We start from the raw sequence: 18,125 nt of genomic DNA, 5'->3' as shown, positions 1-18,125 counted from the left end.
TGAGTATTTTCTCAGCACTCAGCACTCAGCACTCCACAACTGATTGCTACCCTACTGAAAGGATGTGTGCATGGAAGAATGCCCAGGTTGTGGCAATTCCTCCCAAGAGGTAGTGAGCTACCCCTACAGCCCGACCCTGAATAATGCTCAGAGCGCGAGGCTGAATTGCTGGTGCTACCTTCAGTTTGTTATGCGCCCAAACAATGGACTCAATCAGTTCTTGCCAGTAGCCGCGACCACTGAACAGGAACATCAAGCTGAATGCCCAGACAAAGTGAGCGCCTAAGAAGAGTAGACCATAGGCAGATAGCGCGCTGCCGTAGGAATTGATGACTTGTGTAGCTTGTGCCCACAAGAAGTCTCGCAACCAACCGTTGATGGTAATCGCACTTTGGGCAAAGTTACCACCAGTGATGTGAGTTACAGTCCCATCTGCATCTACGGTTCCCCAAACATCTGATTGCATCTTCCAGCTGAAGTGGAAAATTACAATAGACAGGGAGTTGTACATCCAGAAAAGTCCGAGGAATACGTGATCCCAACCAGACACTTGACAAGTACCGCCACGACCAGGACCGTCGCAGGGGAAGCGGAAGCCCAAGTTTGCCTTGTCTGGAATCAGACGAGAGCTACGGGCGTACAGCACACCTTTGAGCAGAATTAGGACGGTGACGTGAATGGTGAAAGCGTGAATGTGGTGAATTAGGAAGTCCGCTGTGCCCAAAGCAATGGGTGCAGCTGCCACTTTACCGCCAACAGCCAAAATACCGCCGCCAAAGACATAGCTAACTGGTTCTAGGGCATTGGGTGCAGTTGTACCAGGAGCCAAGGCATGGATATTTTGTATCCACTGGGCAAATACTGGCTGCAATTGAATCCCTGTATCAGAGAACAAGTCTTGAGGACGACCCAATGCACGCATTGTGTCGTTGTGGATGTAAAGTCCAAAGCTATGGAAGCCGAGGAAAATACACACCCAGTTCAGGTGAGAAATAATCGCGTCACGGTGACGAATTACCCGATCCAGTAAGTTGTTTTGATTCACAACTGGATCGTAATCCCGCACCATGAAGATCGCAGCGTGAGCTGCTCCACCAACAATCAAGAAGCCACCGATCCAAATATGGTGAGTGAATATGCACAACTGCGTAGCGTAATCAGTTGCCAAATATGGATAGGGGGGCATCGCGTACATGTGATGCGCAATGATGATGGTCAGCGAACCCAAGAAGGCTAGGTTAGTAGCCAACTGAGCGTGCCAGGATGTGGTCAGGTTTTCGTAGAGACCTTTGTGACCTTCACCAGTGAAAGGACCTTTGTGGTTTTCGAGGATCTCTTTAATGCTGTGACCAATACCCCAGTTGGTACGGTACTGGTGACCAGCAACGATAAAGAGAACTGCGATCGCTAAGTGGTGATGGGAAATATCAGTCAACCACAAGCCGCCTGTTACTGGGTTCAGACCGCCCTTGAAGGTGAGGAAGTCAGCATACTGACCCCAGTTCAAGGTGAAGAAAGGTGCTAAACCAGCAGCAAAGCTGGGATACAACTCGGTCAACAAGTCTTTGTTCAAGATGAACTCGTGGGGCAAGGGTATGTCTTTGAGAGCAACGCCTGCATCCAAAAGCTTGTTGGTCGGTGCGGACACGTGGATTAAGTGACCTGCCCATCCCAAGGAACCACAACCTAGCAATACTTGCAAGTGGTGATTCAGCATTGACTCCACATTCTGGAACCATTCCAGTTTGGGAGCGCGTTTGTGGTAGTGGAACCAGCCGGCAAATAAGAATAAGCCTGCTAATACCAAGCCACCGATCGCAGTTACATAAAGCTGGAAGGAGTTTGTGATACCCCAGCCACGCCATACTTGGAACAAACCGGAGGTGATTTGAATACCGTGGAAACCACCGCCAACATCACCGTTTAAAATGTCTTGTCCCACAATGGGCCAAACAACTTGAGCACTAGGCTTAACGTTCAACGGGTCGCTTAGCCAAGCTTCGTAGTTAGAAAACTTCGCGCCGTGGAAAATCATCCCGCTCAACCAGATTGTCACTACAGCCAAGTGGCCGAAGTGGGCTGAGAATATCTTGCGGGAGATATCTTCTAAATCGCTTGTATGTGTATCAAAATCATGGGCGAGTGCGTGCAGGTTCCAAATCCATGTGGTGGTTTTGGGACCTCTGGCTAAGGATCTGTCAAAGTGTCCAGGTTTTGCCCATCTCTCGAAAGAGGTTGGAACTGGGTCATTATCGACGATTACTCTTGCCTTCTTTTCCTCTCGCTCCGGAGGACTTATTGTCATTCGACCTCCTCTCTTGATAAGGAATGAGGAATCATGAATACCACAAAGTTAACCATTACCACAAACTCCAGAATTTTACTGAAGCCGCGATGAAGACCCGATGTGGAGAGTTGTTTCTCGTTGAATTATAGAGTCTTCACTTGTACATTGTTGGAGATATTTTAACAATAATTCAAACTTGCTGGAATATTGCTGGAATTCCTGCCTGATCTGGCTTTTAACTTCAAACTATTTGTCCAAAAGTCAATAGATTATCCATTTAATTTACAAAGAATAACAATTCGCAAAGTTTATGGTTTGGCTGTATGTAGCCAATGTTCGAGCTTTTGTTGCTATCACTCGTAAATATTTGTGTCATCTTTCAATTGTTATAAGTAAAAAGCTGTAAAGAATATGACTTAATTTGAAAATTTCCTGAGAGACACAGGAAAAATCATGGGATGTGAGGCAGATTTCACCTTTTGGGCTATAGTTCCCTATGGACAGTTTGAGCCAAAATAATCTGTCAATTATCGAAGACTATTACTGGGTGCAACGCATGAACTCGTGGCAGAAAAGGGTCTTAGAGAAGCTCCTCCCTGAGAGGTTCCCGATTCTCAGGTGGGTAATGACATTGGTGCTGGTATTAAGCTTGACCAGTTGTGGCGAGAAAGTCGCTAGTCAGGAAGTATCTACTGGCTATAGAGAAAACTCTCCACAGATTTCTCAAATCTCAAAGCAATTTTCGGAAGTTTCCCCACCATCTGTTATCCAAGAACTGCGTTCAATTTTGGAAGTTTATCAGCCACAAGTGACAATTGTTACTCCACAGTCTGATGAAGTTCTCCAAGATAACAAAGTCACAGCTAGTTTTCAGGTTAAGGATCTACCAATATTTAAAGACCCACAATTACAACTGGGGCCCCATCTACACGTAATTCTGGATAACCAACCTTATATACCTGTCTACGACCTGAATCAGCCCTTGGTTTTACCAGACTTGTCTCCAGGTACTCATACCCTGCGCGTCTTTGCCTCCCGTCCTTGGCATGAAAGCTTTAAAAATGAAGGCGCTTATGCCCAGACAACATTTCACGTCTTCACCAAAACTGACGACAACAACCCAGATTTCAAATTACCGCTGCTAACTTACAGCCGTCCTCAAAGCAGCTACGGAGCAGAACCAATATTACTGGACTTTTACCTAACTAACGCTCCGCTGCACCTCGTTGGCAAGGAAAACGCCAACGACGAGTTCAGTGATTGGCGCATCCGCTGCACAATTAATGGTGAAAGCTTTATTTTCGATCGCTGGCAAGCAGTTTACCTTAAAGGCTTCCGTCCAGGAAAAAACTGGGTAAAACTGGAATTTCTCAATAACCAGGGAAATCCTGTCAAAAATGCTTTTAATACCACAGTTAGATTGATTGACTACCAGCCAAAGGGTAAAGATACTCTATCAAGAATTGTGAGAGGAGAACTCACAGCAGATGAGGTGCGCGGTATTGTAGACCCAAATGATAGACTTGTACCTAAACCTACACCCACGCCGTCCGTTGAAAAAACCCCCCAAATACAACCGAAGGTAGAAAAACAGCCGATTCCTGAAACTGAAGTTCCACAAGAATCCAAAATACAGCCAGAAAAACCAAAGTTAGAAGTTCCAACGGCTGTACCATCTCCCACTTTGTCTCCAACACCACCAGAAATTATTGAGTCTCCGATACCAGAATCGCAGCCACAGGTAACACCAACTCCTGAATCAACGCCGTTACCCGAAAAAGTTACACCTCAGCCAACAAAACCTAGATTTGGCGGATTTTTCAACCGTCGAACGGGCAAGACTCCCACCCCAGAAGCACCAGTTGCGCCATCTCCTAGCTTGCCACCGACGCTGCCAGAGATTATTGAGTCTCCAGTACCGGAACCAGCACCAGAAATAATTACACCAACACCAGAACCACAGCCAGAGGCAACACCAACTCCTGAATCAACGCCGTTACCCGAAAAAGTTGCGCCTCAGCCAACAAAACCTAGATTTGGCGGATTTTTCAACCGTCGAACGGGCAAGACTCCCACCCTAGAAGCACCAGTTGCGCCATCTCCTAGCTTGCCACCGACGCTACCAGAGATTATTGAGCCTCCAGCACCAGAAACAATTACGCCACTACCAAACCTACAACCAGAGGTGACGCCAAATCCTCAATCAACACCGTTACCCGAAAAAGGAGAAGTGAAATAATTCAGTTTATTTCACGTCATGGAAATCAGTAATATGACGCGAGCTTCCAACGAACGGCATTCGCTATGCCTTAAGAGAAACAATCTAGTTTTCTAGGGGGTTGACAAACCTCTCGCAGACTTGAACTTTATTTCAAGTCTGCCCCTCTTTGAAGTAGCTTTGAATCGGAGGGGCAGTTTTGCGTAGTAAAAACTCTCAGAGGTCTTTTGATTGAGCTGATTAAACGGACGCTATATGAGCCATCGAACTCACGCTAATATGGGGAGCTAAAAGTTACAAAACTTTTACTTTTGCTGAATAATTAGGGAATTCTAAGTAAGGATTGGCTTTTATTGCTTACTTAGGATTAATATGACTTTCCATCAAGGTTCAGATTTTCCACCAGTTTACGGTGATATCGTACTCGTAGAATCGAGCCGAAAAAATTGGTTCTCAAAGATTACCAACGGTCTGAGTATTGGCAACAAAATTAAATGTGGATATGCTCTTGCTCTAGGTGTAGGAATTGTAGGAACAAGTATTGGGTTAATCTTTGGAGACCACTATCAACAACAGGCATTGCAGCAGCAACAAAACGCTTTTAAGGAACTCAGTTTGCTTTATCGCCTCCAGACGGGTATTCTTCAAACCCGGACGCACCAGCAGCAACTCATTCCCTTAGTGGCAAATCTAAAGCTATACAAAGAGGAGTATAGCCACATTACTAATGTACATGCACCTGAAATTAAGCAGGTTTGGTTGGAACTCCAAACATATATAAAAACTGCCGATTATACAAACGAAAAGCACTGGGAGGATATTCCCCTGCTTCTAAAAACTTATGAAGGTGTAACACAAACTTATATCCAGCAACTTGACGAGCTGCTCCAACAACTTGATTTATCTCCTCTAACTGACAATAAAATTGCGATCGCTCAACAACGACTGTTGAAGTTTACCAACAGTGAGTTGGCACTTAAGTTTGACGGCATATCCGATGAACTGGTTACCATCATTAATGCTTCTTATGAGGAATTAACAGCAGCGACGACGACGTTTAAAACAGCAGCACAAATCCGGATTCAAATCATTTTTACTAGCATTTTGTTGTCAGTAATAATTGCTACTCTTTTAGCTCTTTTGACGAGTCGAACCATTACCCGTCCTGTTGAATTGCTGACAAATGTGGCACAGCGAGTTACCAAAGAATCTAACTTTGACCTGCAAGCACCTGTCATTACTACAGATGAAATTGGAATACTTGCTATTGCATTTAACCAACTTTTACACAGGGTTAAATTCCTACTCGAAGAACAGCAAGCAGCCGCTTTTCGGCAGCAGCAAATGCAAGAAGCCCAATTGCTCCAAAGTGAGAAAATGTCTAGCTTAGGACGAATGGTAGCTGGCATTGCTCACGAAATTAATAATCCGGTGAATTTTATCTATGGGAATTTAGATCCTGCTATTCAATATGTAGAGGATTTATTAGCATTGCTACAAACCTATCGCCAAGAAGTGCCTAATCCACCTTCAGGGGTGCAAGCCTACGCCACCGAAATTGATGCAGAATTTCTAGAAGAAGATTTACCCAAACTTTTGCAGTCGATGAAGTTTGGTGCTGATCGGGTGCGGCAAATTGTCTTGAGCTTGAAAAACTTCTCTCGGTTGGATGAAGCAGAAGCCCATTCAGTCAATTTACATGAATGCCTGGATAGTACGCTACTCATCGTCAATAATCGGATCAAAAAAGGCATTACAATTGAGCGCTTGTACGGCGAGATTCCTAGCATTGAAGGTTTTTCTAGCTCCCTTTATCAAGTGTTCATGAATATTATCAACAATGCGCTTGATGCATTGGAGGAACAGCACAATCCTCAAGACTCTCCACGAATTACGATCGCTACCGAACTTTTAGACAAAAACTGGGTAGTTGTCCGTATTGCTGATAACGGTTCTGGTATTGCCCGTGAGACTCAAGAAAAAATTTTTGAGATGTTCTTTACCACTAAAGCGACAGGCGTGGGCACTGGTATGGGACTTTCGATTAGTCATCAGATTGTAGTCGAAAAACATGGAGGACGACTAACTTGTAAATCTGAGGTGGGTGCTGGTACAGAATTTATCATTTCTCTCCCTGTTCAAAAGCAGCATTTACCCAAAGATACTTAACTCTAGCTTTTGTGAAAAAGCCTCAACAAAGACAAGCCCTGCTACAGGGTTTCCGATATTATCCAACCCAGGACTGTAACAAGCGATCGCTCCTTCACCTGGTACTATTGCTACAAGCCCACCACCAATCCCTGATTTCATCGGTAGACCAATCCTGACTGCAAACTCAGCAGAAGCTTCGTAAAGTCCACAAGTTGACATTACAGCGTTGACAATCCGGCGATTTTGTGCTGAGAAATTGCCATTTTTACAAGCTAAGAGTTTTCCTAACAGGGCTAAATCTTCAACTCGCCCAGAAATGCAGCATATTTGCTCATAGGTGTCAAGTGCTGTTTCAAGATTTTCTAGATGGCCAGCTTCGGCAAGATAATTAGCGATCGCTTCATTGGCTGTTGAACGTGTTAATCGCACTGAAGCCAGCATTACCTCATCTAACCTGAGTTGGCAACCTGCTAATTGGTTGAGCCATTGACAAAATAAAAAAGTGCGATCGCTAGCCTCCTTTCCGGGTAATTTATCCGCGAGGGTAATGGCCCCGCTATTAATCATGGGGTTACGGGGATGCCCGCGATCAGCAATGAGTTGTTCTAAAGAATTGAAGGGTGCATCCGATGGTTCCACCCCAACCCAGCCAAAAACTGTTTCTGCTCCTAGATGTTCTAGCAGATAAAGTAGAGAAAATGTCTTAATCACACTCATTAGCGGGAAGACACAAGCTGTATCCCCAAAGCTGATGGTTTTCCCCGATTCACAGCAGATATGAACTGCAAACCAACCAGGATCAGCTAAAGCCAATTGCGGAATGCGATCGGCAACTCGTCCCTGTTTAGCCTGGGTTTTAGCTTGTTGCACCCAAGCTGATAACTCTGTAGTCGTTAGTCTCTCAAGTCGTTTCAAAAGTGATATCCGCTAAAACCATTTCTAGTTTATGCGGTTATTGAAAGTTAGAAACTGGCAGTTATCAAGATCAATCCCTACTGTGCTAGCGGATGTCAAAGTCCGATTTCAAAGCACATCTGTTCGACCAATCCTGATGAATGTATTTAACAACGCTGTCTTCTGTGTTTGAGCCAATTACTAATGTTGCATAACGTTTGAGTTCGGCATCTGCATTAGCAACTGCAATAGCATGATTAGCAATTTTGAACATTTTGATGTCATTAATTTGATCCCCAAAGACTACAATCTCACTTTCCTGTAATTCATAATTCTCTACCAGAGTCCGAATAGCTTGGTCTTTCGTAGCTTTGCGGTCATGAATTGTTAACCAATACCATCCAGGAGAGTATTGGTTCTCCATTAAGTGTGTCTCTGTACTAGTTCCATGTCTTTCGATAATCGCACTTTGAAGTTCGAGCAGTTGCTGTGCGTGAGCAATCACTGTTAGACAAACAACTTGCTCATGGAAGGAATGCGTCAAATCCGCAATTACTCGCCATCTTCGGTCTTTGCTAGTTAGGCGATCGTTAAGATACCAACGCATACCATCGTTGATTACATCTTTATAATAAGCACAATCTTCCGTGCCATTAAAACTAGATACAAATGGAACACAGCCGAACTCTAGGATAAGTTTGTAGATACTTTCAACTACAGAAGGACAAATGGAATTAATGATTTCGTGTCTGCCAGAATCCAAATCGGAAATAAAAGCACCATTAAATTCGATAATGGGGAGATGAAGATTCAAACCTTTTAGCATGACTTGCATAGAAATAACACTACGTGCACTAGCTACAGTAAAATGTAGTCCTTGATCTAAGAGTTCATAAAGGATTTTCTTGCTGAACGAAGAAAGAATTGCATTATCTCCAAGCAATGTACCGTCTAAATCTGAAACATAGACAGTTTTCATAAACTTTAGCTGGCAGTATTTGAGATAATAATTATACTTTCAATTAGGATAAAATGCTAGATTCCCTGTGATATCAATAATCAAGTTTAACTATTTGTGGTTTTTAGTTTAAGTAATCTAAGCCGTCATCTGCCTTTTCTTCTATTTAATTATTACGTATAAACTGTACAAAAGGCAGCAAAATCTACATGACAACTGCTCTGAATTAAAAGTTAAAGTGATGACCTAACTTTAGCAAAGGATACTTTATGATTCCCCGTGTTAGAACGCCAGAATTACCGCAAAATTACTCTTGGATCAATACCGATAGACCCTTATCTCTTAAACAACTTAAGGGTAGAGTCGTAATTTTAGATTTTTGGACATACTGCTGTATCAATTGTTTGCATATTCTGCCAAACCTGAAATATTTAGAACAAAAATATAAAAATAGTCTTACTATTATCGGCGTCCATTCTGCCAAATTTGACAACGAAAAAGAAACAGAAAACATCCGCCAAGCGATACTGCGCTATGACATTGAACATCCAGTTGTAGTTGACAGCAATTTTCGGATTTGGCAAGAGTATGCTGTGCGTGCTTGGCCTACGTTAATAATTATCGATCCAGAAGGTTACGTGATTGGCCAGATTTCTGGTGAAGGAAACCGTGATACTTTAGACGATTTGATTCAAAAGTTAATTCAGCAACATCAAGACAAAGGTACAATTAATTTTCAAGAAATCAGCTTGACTTTAGAAAAACAGCGCCAGCCATTAATCACACCCCTAGCTTTTCCTGGTAAAGTTCTAGCTACTCCAATGGGTTTATTCATTGCTGACTCTGGACACCACCGCCTGATTATGAGTAGCTTTGATGGGGAAATTTTGCAGTTAATTGGTACTGGAAAATCTGGCTTAACCGATGGTACTTTTAACGACGCGCAATTTTTTGCACCACAGGGAATGGCATTTGATGCCGAAAATCAGATTCTCTACGTTGCTGATACAGAAAATCATGCCCTGCGGCGAGTTGATTTGAAACGCCAAGTAGTCGAAACTATTGCGGGAACTGGTGAACAAAGCCGCAATATCCGTCCTCATGACGGTGCTGGTTTAGAAACCGTGCTGAATTCCCCTTGGGATTTAGTGAAAGTGGGAAATACCCTGTTTATTGCAATGGCTGGGCCGCATCAAATTTGGCAGATGGACTTAGAAACTGGCATCATCAAAACTTATGCTGGTACTGGTGCAGAAGCATGTATTGATGGTTCACTTCGCGAATCTGCTTTTGCACAACCTAGTGGTATTACTACTGATGGACAAGAATTATATATTGCTGACAGTGAAGTTAGTTCAATTCGCGGTGTTGGAATTGTAGAACCTTACCAAGTGCGAACTGTTTGCGGTAGTGGGGGCTTATTTGGTTTTGGGGATATAGATGGACAAGGTGAAGATGTCCGTTTACAACACTGCTTAGGAGTGGAATACGCTCAGAATTTTCTTTGGGTGGCAGATACCTACAATCACAAAATTAAATTAGTAAGTCCCGGTGGAAATTGTCAAACAGTTTTGGGAAATGGTACTGCTGGGTTACAAGATGGTCAAGGTAAGAATAGCCGCTTTTTTGAACCTTCGGGATTGAGTGCTATGGATTCATATCTATATATTAGTGATACCAATAACCACGCCATCCGCCGCGTAGATTTAGATACTTTTGAGGTGACAACGCTAGAGTTTCTTAGGTTATGTTCGCCGGATGTTTGTATTCCACCTAAATTATAAAAGATTTTAAATAATGTTTTTGAGCGATCGCTTGTATGCAATTAGTAATTTTTGATATTGATGGTACACTAACAAATACCTATAAAATTGATGAAAATTGTTTTGTACGTGCTTTTGCATTGGAATTTGGCATTTTTGGTATACAGACAAATTGGGCTGAATATGCACATACCACAGATTCTGGAATTACCCAGCAAATTTTTCTTGAAAAATTAAAACGTCTTCCTTCAAATGAAGAGTTAGTTAGAATCGAAGCACGTTTTATTAGTTTACTCCAGGAAGCGTTTATTAATAACCAAGATTTATTCAGCGAAATTCCTGGTTCTGCAAATGTATTAGCTAAATTACAGTTAAATCCTGATTGGTGTGTTGCGATCGCAACTGGTGGTTGGTGTGAGTCTGCGAAACTAAAACTTCAAAAAGCTAACTTACAAATAGAAGGCATTCCGTTAGCTTCGGCTAATGATGCACTTTCACGAGAAGATATTATTAAAACAGCGATTATCAAAGCGAAGAATATTTATCAAGTTGAAAAATTTCAGAAAATTGTTTTTGTAGGTGATGGTGTTTGGGATGTGAAAGCAGCTTATCAGTTGAATATTGCTTTTATTGGAATAGGTGATACTAAATTAACAAATGTAGGTGCTACAAAAGTAATGAAAGACTTTACAAAATTAGAAGAGTTTATGAAAATATTACAAGCCGCAGCAATTCCGAAATTTTCTATGAACACCATTCTCCACATTACCAAACGCCAACAATGGGAACAAGCAAAAAATCTCGGTACATATCGCGCTGATTCGTTAGATAGTGAAGGTTTTATACATTGTTCAAAATCAACGCAAATACTCAATGTTGCAAAGAGATTTTTTGAGAATCAAAAAGAATTGGTACTACTTTTTATTGATTTTGAAAAAGTACAAGCTGAAATCCGCTATGAACCTGCTGAAATAGGCGAATTATTTCCTCATATTTATGGTGAATTAAATATTGATGCTGTGTATCAGGTGATTGATTTTGAAGCTGGGGAAGATGGTTTTTTTAAGTTACCGCAAGAAGTTATAGATTTAGAATAACGTAGATGCTTCGGCTTGCCGCAGGCTACCGCAGAGGCGCGGAGGACACGGAAAAGTAGAGAATTTAAGTGATCGCTTTTGGGGCGTTTGCTACATCCAATCCGGGAAAATTCCCTTTTCGCTCATCTCGAATTTGAGTAAAAATGAAATTATTTAACAACTAACATCCTATGGTTACTCTTCAACTCAGCCAAATTCGAGTCCCACCAGGGCAAAGAATAATACTGGAAGATGTGAGTTGGCAAGTATTTGAAGCAATTCTCAGCGAGTTAGGGGAACATCGCAGAAGCCGAGTAGCATACAGCCAAGGAACGTTAGAAATTATGGCTCCATTACCAGAACATGAGCGATCTAAGGTAATCATCGGAGACTTGGTGAAAGCTTTGTTAGATGAACTCGATCTCAATTGGGAGTCTTTAGGTTCAACTACCTTTAAGCGAAAAGATATAAGTGCAGGTATTGAACCTGATGATTGTTTTTATATTCAAAACTATAAGTTAATGATTGGGAAAGACAGGATCGACCTAAGCGTTGACCCTCCTCCAGATTTGGCGATTGAAATTGATGTCACCTCTAAAACCCAAATTAGTGCCTACGAAGCGTTAAGAGTACCTGAAATTTGGCGATATGAAAACAAAAACCTAGAAATTAGCTTGCTGCAAGGTGAACAATATGTGAAGTCTCTCATCAGCCCCACATTTCCTACTTTTTCTATCATGGAACTCATTCCCCGGTTTGTGGAAATGGCACGAACTACAGGAATGAGTTCAGCACTTAAAGTATTTCGACAATCGGTAAGAGAACAAATACAAGACAGCTAAGGCAATAGAATTCGCGGGTACACGAACTCTCGTTCGCTAAGGTAGAATCAAGATTTTGCCTGGGTAGACGCGATTTCTAACCGCCAAATTAAAGGCATTCCGCGCTTTACTTAAAGAAGGGGAATTAATATAAAGTAATTGTGACCGAATTTAATTTACAAATCCAAGAAAATAGCGATCGCTTGTCTTCTCCTATGGAGGATGCTGTGCATAGCTTGCTTCCCCTTAGGAGTTCGATACACTGCGTCAACACTAAAGGCGATCGCCTTGACCGTTACCTTTCTCAAGAATTACCAGACTTATCCCGTTCCCGCATCCAACAGTTAATCGAACAGGGTAATGTCCAACTTAACGATAAAGTTTGCACATCCAAGAAGATCAATGTCAAAGTAGGCGATCGCATTACTCTCGAAATACCAGAAGCGCAACCTTTAGAACTGCAAGCAGAAGATATCCCCTTAGATATCCTCTACGAAGACGATCAGTTACTTATTCTCAACAAACCCGCAGGCTTAGTTGTCCATCCTGCGCCCGGTCATCCAGATGGCACTTTGGTAAATGCCCTGTTGGCTCATTGTCCCAATTTACCAGGAATTGGGGGAGTCCAACGTCCGGGAATCGTCCATCGATTGGATAAGGATACAACGGGGGCGATCGCGATCGCTAAAACAGAAGTTGCCCATCATCACCTACAAGCCCAACTCAAAGCTAAAACTGCACGGCGAGAATACTTGGGCGTAGTTTACGGTGCGCCAAAAACTGAAAGTGGCACCATAGACTTGCCTATTGGTCGCCATCCCCAAGACCGCAAAAAAATGGCGATTATACCCGTTGAACAAGGCGGACGAGTCGCCGTCACTCATTGGCAAGTACTAGAACGCCTCGGTAACTTCACCTTAATCCACTTCCAATTAGAAACTGGACGCACCCATCAAATTCGCGTCCACAGCACCAAAATGGGCCATCCAATTGTCGGCGACCCAGTTTATGGTTCTGGTCATTCAGTAGGGGTAAATTTGCCTGGTCAAGCACTGCACGCTTGGCGACTAAAATTGCAGCATCCCCTATCTGGGGAGTTGGTTGAGGTGACAGCGACTCCTCCTACCCATTTTACAAAACTTGTGGAGATGTTAAAAAGACGAATTGCACTTTAAGCTCATCCCACGCCTGAAAGCAGCACCATTTTACAGACATTGAGCATTGAGAAAAAACCATATCCCATAACCAATGCCCAATGCCCAATGCCCAATACCTGTTAACAACTAGCGTGCATCAGACATGGGATAGAGTCTGTTTCACTAGTTATATCTAGATGAAACTCCTACATAACCCAGGACTTATGCACGCTATAAATGATCAAATGGATGTACTAGCCAGCCGTCGACCAAAAATCGTTATTTAATTCCTGCCAGTTGTCGATAAGGTACAGACTTTTCGATATCGATGTTGAATGACGAGATCCTTTGTGGTGGATTGCCAGCAGCATTGACACTTTGTGCCATAGACAAGAATAGAGCTGGATCGCCAGCCTTGGGCTTTTGTTCTTGTGGAAGGAATCTGCGTACTTCGACCTGCCAAATAATTTGGGGGAAACCCAGTTTGGCCCGGTGGTAATCTTCGTATCGTGGAGATTTGATGTTGAATGGCAACTCACCCTCAGATTGAGATGGCAGTATCCGACGACGCTGATAGGGCACTGTGGAGTATCCAAAATTGCTCAGGTACTCTTCGGTGTTGAGCACTTCATCAATAAAGCCTCTAATTCCCTTGGTAGCGACTACAATTGACCAAGCGATTTTTTCCCGCTCGTTGTATGGGTCGCGCCCTAGAACCCGTTGGATTACTTGCTCAACAAAGCGATAATTATTGTTGAGGTCGTAGAAGCTCTTCTTAAAGGTATTGGAAAGCACTAACCCACGAATAAAGTCCCGCACTGTAATTTGTCCATTACGGAGTTGGGACTCTAGGAATGTTTCGCGATCGGCAACAAAGGCATAAAAGAAAAGTTGACGATATGCAGCTTCGATCAGAACATCTAAATCTGACGGGGAAAGTATATTGTCTGTAGTAAAAATCCTGGGCTGTTCATCACCAGGTACTTCATATGCAGCTACACGCTGGTTTTGACTTGAAGGGTCATATTCTAACAGAGGAATTGCCACTCTAAAGCCTCCATGTTCTTAATTAAAGTTAACAACTTTAAATCACATATTAAGGGAGTAGATGTATCAGAACCTCAGATTCTGATAAAATTTCACGAAACTTAACTAAGGGTAATTTAAGTATTCTTAGGAAAAACGATTAGCCTCATGGATTCCACCCATAGCTAATCAATCAAGGCAGTGAAGCTTCCAGCTTAATGACTACGTAAATGACTAAAAAATTTTGTTCACATGTTTTAGATTAGGAGATTCAGTTTCACCTTTTTGAATTGAAGCAATAATTTTTAACATTTAGCAAAAGAAATTAATGAGGCATTGGGTACAAGAGGCAGAGGGGCAGGGAGAAGGGTGCAAGGGAGAGAATGAGTAATTAGTAATTTACCTCTTTCCCCCCTTTGCTTCCTCTGCCCCTCTGCTTCTCCTGCCTCCCCTGCCTCCTTCAGCGACCTATCCAAAATTCCAGGGGATCTATGGTTGATTTACAGTGAGGCCAGCTACGCAAAGTTGTTTCCATCCCTGCCTCCCAGTAGGGCGGTTCCAATCCTAGTCCCAAACATAGATGAGATAGGATGCTAGCAAACTGCTCATTGTGACCAAAGTCTCCTAGATGGGCATGGGCGTATTCATGGACGACTAGACCAAACCAGTCTCTAGGTGAAACTCGACCGACATCTACCAGAATAGTGATCGGGTTTGTGAGAATGTTACACAGCCCATCTATGCCGAAGGATTGAGCTATGGGTACTGCAAAAATTTGGATGTGGCGACGCTCTTGGGGATGAAAGCACTCGTGACAAACTTCCAGATAGGCGTTGATCTGAGCGTTAACGGTGTTAATATTCTCCCCGATCCAAGTGCAAATGGGGATGCGATCGCGCAGGTTATCAAACACATCCACCATACCCGGCTCTAGGGCAAGTCCCTGTACCAAATGCAGATAATCTCGCCCACGAGTAAAAGCATCACTTTGTTTGAGATAATTCACCAGCCTAAAACTGAATAAAACTGTCTTTTTTCCAGAACATCCTGCCCTTGTTTTTCTCTTACTTCTTCTGTGCTGGAAACCTCAACAGAAGTTTCAATCCGGGTTTCTGTACAAAATGATGCCGTGCTGAAGCCGCCAAACCGTTTGACTGTACTGGTTCGCATTCGCATATTTGGGCTGGCGAACCAAAACCGTTCAATGGAACTCATTGTTTCGTATTCGGTTGTCAACACTAGTCCGTCTTCATCATCCATGTGAAAAAGACCAACTACAGGCACAATTTCGGCATAGCCTCTTTCGCGAAGTAATTTACCAACCCTTGGGTTATCACCATCAGGCACGATCGCAAATATGGTTTTTCCCTGATGGTTCTCCTCACCCTCTCTATCCCAAGCCATTGTACCTAGCCAACGCACACGCGACCCTCCTACTGAAAGGCTGGGGTCAATCTCGTGGTACTGGCACAGTTCAATGATTTCTGGATGATCGGCATCCAGAGTTTCTACCTGTATATCCGACTCTCCCGTCTCTGAGCGCTTGAAGGCCAGATGATGAGTTGCACGTTGCGATCGCCACTTACCAGCACTTAGCTGAAAAAATTCCATTGCGTCTATCAATCTTCTGACTCCTACTTATTACTCCTGCGGATGATGTTTTACGAGCTTTTTCTTTTTAAAGTTGTTGGTATATAAACATTCTAAACATTACAGCGATTAGCGGTCAGCTTCAATAAACTCCCTACAAAGGGTGAGGCAGACATGTTGTCATGTAATTGTAAACTTTTATAATCATGGTTTCGTATAGCTTGACAATGTAGACGTTTTAATATCTCAGTGCTAAAATACTAGAAAGCGATGTCTACGACAGCCAACGCCCTCACAGTAGCGGTAACAACAAATACCCTTCGATTCAGTCAATCCGAGGAGTGAATGATGGACTTCCCAATCGAACTAACCTTAGAGCAACAGTTTCGCTTACAAAATTTGAAAGACCAGGTAAAGAATTTGAGCCAAGAAGAGGCTCAGGAATTTTTGTTAGAAGTTTTACGGCAGATGATGGTGAAAGATAATTTGGTCAAACATCTGCTCAAACAAGCTTGATACAAGCTTGATAAAGTAAAAAATAAAATTTTTTTCTTAAGACTTACGCAGTGGCAGAGTTCCATTGAAACGCGTAAGTCTTAATTTTTTGCCCAATTTCGGCTAAATTTGACTTTTTTGTCAGACTAGTCGAGTTGCAGGTAAATATTACAGATTGTTACTTTGTCTCTCATAGTAAAGACTAGGGTACTATTGATCCCCTATGTTTTTGTTTGGCTACTCGCAGTTAATCTGATCGAGAACACGCCAGAAATAATATCCGCCATTTGTGAATATTAAGGAGAACTCATGGTTCTTGATGCTTTTTCCAGAGCTGTAATTGCAGCTGATGCCAAAACCGCTCCTATCGGTGGTGCTGACTTAGCAGCCCTCAAAAGTTTCATTGCTGAAGGCAACAAGCGCCTTGATGCAGTTAATGCAATCGCCAGCAACGCTAGCTGTGCAGTTTCTGACGCCATTGCTGGGATTGCTTGTGAAAACACAGGCTTGATTCAATCTGGTGGTAACTTGTATCCCACTCGCCGGATGGCTGCTTGCCTGCGCGATGCTGAAATCGTTCTGCGCTATGTAACTTATGCGCTATTGGCTGGCGATTCTTCCGTATTGGACGATCGTGCTTTGAACGGTCTGAAAGAAACCTACACAGCTTTGGGCGTACCCACTGGCTCTTCTGTACGGGCTTTCCAAATCCTGAAGGCTATCAGCGTCGCTCACATCACCAACACCAACACTGAAGCTAACGCTGGTAAAAAGTTCCGCAAACTGGAAGTTGTTCAAGGCGACTGCTCTGCTTTAGCTGCTGAAGCTGCTAGCTACTTCGATCGCGTTATTTCTGCTCTGAGCTAATTGCTCATGGCTAAAGGCTATTAGCCAAACAAACTGAAATTAAAACTCGATCAAATCTAATCTGGAGTATAAAAAGCAATGAAATCAGTTATCACTACGGTTATTGGATCTGCCGATGCAGCAGGTCGTTTTCCAACCACCTCTGATCTAGAATCCGTTCAAGGTAGCATTCAACGTGCTACAGCTCGTCTAGAAGCTGCTGAAAAGTTAGCTTCTGGTATCGATAATGTAGCTAAGGAAGGTTATGATGCTGCATTCAAGAAATATCCTTACCTGAGCCAAGAAGGTGAAGCTGGCGACACTCAAGGTAAGAAAGACAAGTGCCTCCGCGACATCAAGCACTACCTACGCTTGATCAACTACAGCTTAGTTGTGGGCGGTACTGGCCCTCTGGATGAGTGGGGTATTGCAGGTGCTCGTGAAGTTTATCGCTCTTTGGGTCTGCCCACCGCTCCTTACGTTACCGCGTTGACTTATACTCGCGATCGCGCTTGCTCTCCTCGCGACTTGTCTCCTCAAGCGTTGGTTGAGTTCCGCGCTCTTCTCGACTACGTAATCAACTCCCTTTCATAGTAATAGGGATTGACTAGACGTAGACGAGCGATCGTCATACTCTAAAACTCAGGGACTCTCAGTCTGTTGCTTTGCCTCTATCAGGTTGAGTGATTGACCAGGAGTCCCTCTGTTTTGTTGTAAGTCACTCTTGTAAAAAACTCAAAATTAAATTGTTACGCAAATAAATATTGCATATTTTTATTTATAAGGGCCTTCCTTTCTCGTTGAGCAATTGTATTTAAATTGCTGATTAGTGATTTGGGATTTTCATTACCCACTCCCCTTCAA

Annotated in this window: 15 protein-coding genes and 1 pseudogene; 10 read left to right on the top strand and 6 right to left on the bottom strand. The window is 42.9% G+C overall.

What is annotated here, in order from left to right:
• Window positions 1–46: 46 nt before the first annotated feature.
• On the bottom strand, window positions 47–2,305 hold the full coding sequence (gene psaA, locus RM347_RS02270) for a photosystem I core protein PsaA (protein ID WP_322717891.1): 2,259 nt from the start codon (window positions 2,303–2,305) through the stop codon (window positions 47–49).
• A 538-nt stretch (window positions 2,306–2,843) separates the two neighbouring features.
• Here psaA and RM347_RS02265 point away from each other — a divergent pair.
• Together RM347_RS02265 and RM347_RS02260 are read left to right on the top strand one after the other, a co-directional pair.
• Window positions 2,844–4,526 (top strand): hypothetical protein, encoded by a 1,683-nt coding sequence (locus RM347_RS02265; RefSeq protein ID WP_322718135.1) that lies wholly within the window; start codon window positions 2,844–2,846, stop codon window positions 4,524–4,526.
• Between the two features lie 351 nt (window positions 4,527–4,877).
• The gene (locus tag RM347_RS02260; protein WP_322717890.1) at window positions 4,878–6,674 is read left to right on the top strand and encodes a sensor histidine kinase; all 1,797 of its coding nucleotides are present in this window, start codon (window positions 4,878–4,880) and stop codon (window positions 6,672–6,674) included.
• Here RM347_RS02260 and glsA read toward each other — a convergent pair.
• Together glsA and RM347_RS02250 are read right to left on the bottom strand one after the other, a co-directional pair.
• Window positions 6,657–7,571: a glutaminase A gene (glsA, locus tag RM347_RS02255; RefSeq protein ID WP_322717889.1), complete on the bottom strand. Its 915-nt coding sequence runs from the start codon at window positions 7,569–7,571 to the stop codon at window positions 6,657–6,659. The two genes, RM347_RS02260 and glsA, sit on opposite strands and share 18 nt — an antisense overlap.
• Before the next feature lie 85 nt (window positions 7,572–7,656).
• Window positions 7,657–8,529, bottom strand: a complete 873-nt coding sequence (locus RM347_RS02250) for an HAD family hydrolase (protein WP_322717888.1) — start codon at window positions 8,527–8,529, stop codon at window positions 7,657–7,659.
• A 248-nt stretch (window positions 8,530–8,777) separates the two neighbouring features.
• On the opposite strand from RM347_RS02250, the gene RM347_RS02245 reads away from it, so the two are divergent.
• The 5 genes and pseudogenes from RM347_RS02245 to RM347_RS02225 all read left to right on the top strand — a co-directional run bounded on the left by RM347_RS02245 (window position 8,778) and on the right by RM347_RS02225 (window position 13,343).
• Window positions 8,778–10,292, top strand: a complete 1,515-nt coding sequence (locus RM347_RS02245; RefSeq protein ID WP_322717887.1) for a thioredoxin-like domain-containing protein — start codon at window positions 8,778–8,780, stop codon at window positions 10,290–10,292.
• A 35-nt stretch (window positions 10,293–10,327) separates the two neighbouring features.
• Window positions 10,328–10,897 (top strand): annotated as a pseudogene (locus RM347_RS02240) (HAD family hydrolase); the annotation flags it as partial.
• A gap of 120 nt (window positions 10,898–11,017) precedes the next feature.
• A complete protein-coding gene (locus RM347_RS02235) occupies window positions 11,018–11,368 on the top strand; it encodes a DUF952 domain-containing protein (protein WP_322718134.1) in 351 nt (116 codons plus the stop codon).
• A gap of 170 nt (window positions 11,369–11,538) precedes the next feature.
• Window positions 11,539–12,189, top strand: a complete 651-nt coding sequence (locus RM347_RS02230) for a Uma2 family endonuclease (RefSeq protein WP_322717886.1) — start codon at window positions 11,539–11,541, stop codon at window positions 12,187–12,189.
• A gap of 194 nt (window positions 12,190–12,383) precedes the next feature.
• A complete protein-coding gene (locus tag RM347_RS02225; RefSeq protein ID WP_322718133.1) occupies window positions 12,384–13,343 on the top strand; it encodes an RluA family pseudouridine synthase in 960 nt (319 codons plus the stop codon).
• A 240-nt stretch (window positions 13,344–13,583) separates the two neighbouring features.
• Here RM347_RS02225 and RM347_RS02220 read toward each other — a convergent pair whose 3' ends face one another.
• From RM347_RS02220 to RM347_RS02210, 3 genes are all read right to left on the bottom strand, one after another.
• Window positions 13,584–14,351: a phycobilisome rod-core linker polypeptide gene (locus RM347_RS02220; protein ID WP_322717885.1), complete on the bottom strand. Its 768-nt coding sequence runs from the start codon at window positions 14,349–14,351 to the stop codon at window positions 13,584–13,586.
• 439 nt (window positions 14,352–14,790) lie between these two features.
• The gene (locus RM347_RS02215) at window positions 14,791–15,336 is read right to left on the bottom strand and encodes a hypothetical protein (RefSeq protein WP_322717884.1); all 546 of its coding nucleotides are present in this window, start codon (window positions 15,334–15,336) and stop codon (window positions 14,791–14,793) included.
• Complete coding sequence (locus tag RM347_RS02210; protein WP_322718132.1) at window positions 15,333–15,950, bottom strand: phycobiliprotein lyase; 618 nt, start codon at window positions 15,948–15,950, stop codon at window positions 15,333–15,335. Before RM347_RS02210 ends, RM347_RS02215 begins: the two co-directional genes overlap by 4 nt.
• A gap of 315 nt (window positions 15,951–16,265) precedes the next feature.
• Between RM347_RS02210 and RM347_RS02205 the strand changes: the two genes are divergently transcribed.
• The 3 genes from RM347_RS02205 to RM347_RS02195 all read left to right on the top strand — a co-directional run bounded on the left by RM347_RS02205 (window position 16,266) and on the right by RM347_RS02195 (window position 17,855).
• Window positions 16,266–16,436 carry an NblA/ycf18 family protein gene (locus RM347_RS02205; protein ID WP_230966908.1) on the top strand — a complete coding sequence of 57 codons (171 nt, stop codon included), beginning with the start codon at window positions 16,266–16,268 and terminating at the stop codon, window positions 16,434–16,436.
• A gap of 288 nt (window positions 16,437–16,724) precedes the next feature.
• Complete coding sequence (locus RM347_RS02200) at window positions 16,725–17,282, top strand: bleomycin hydrolase (RefSeq protein WP_322717883.1); 558 nt, start codon at window positions 16,725–16,727, stop codon at window positions 17,280–17,282.
• Window positions 17,283–17,360: 78 nt separating this feature from the next.
• Window positions 17,361–17,855, top strand: a complete 495-nt coding sequence (locus RM347_RS02195) for a bleomycin hydrolase (RefSeq protein WP_322717882.1) — start codon at window positions 17,361–17,363, stop codon at window positions 17,853–17,855.
• The last annotated feature ends 270 nt before the right edge of the window (window positions 17,856–18,125 follow it).

It is taken from the genome of Nostoc sp. ChiQUE02 (genome assembly GCF_034531305.2).
In the GTDB taxonomy this organism is placed as follows: Bacteria; Cyanobacteriota; Cyanobacteriia; order Cyanobacteriales; family Nostocaceae; genus Nostoc.
The sequence above is the reverse complement of the archived record's forward strand: the minus strand, read 5'-3'. Positions and strand labels throughout refer to the sequence as shown.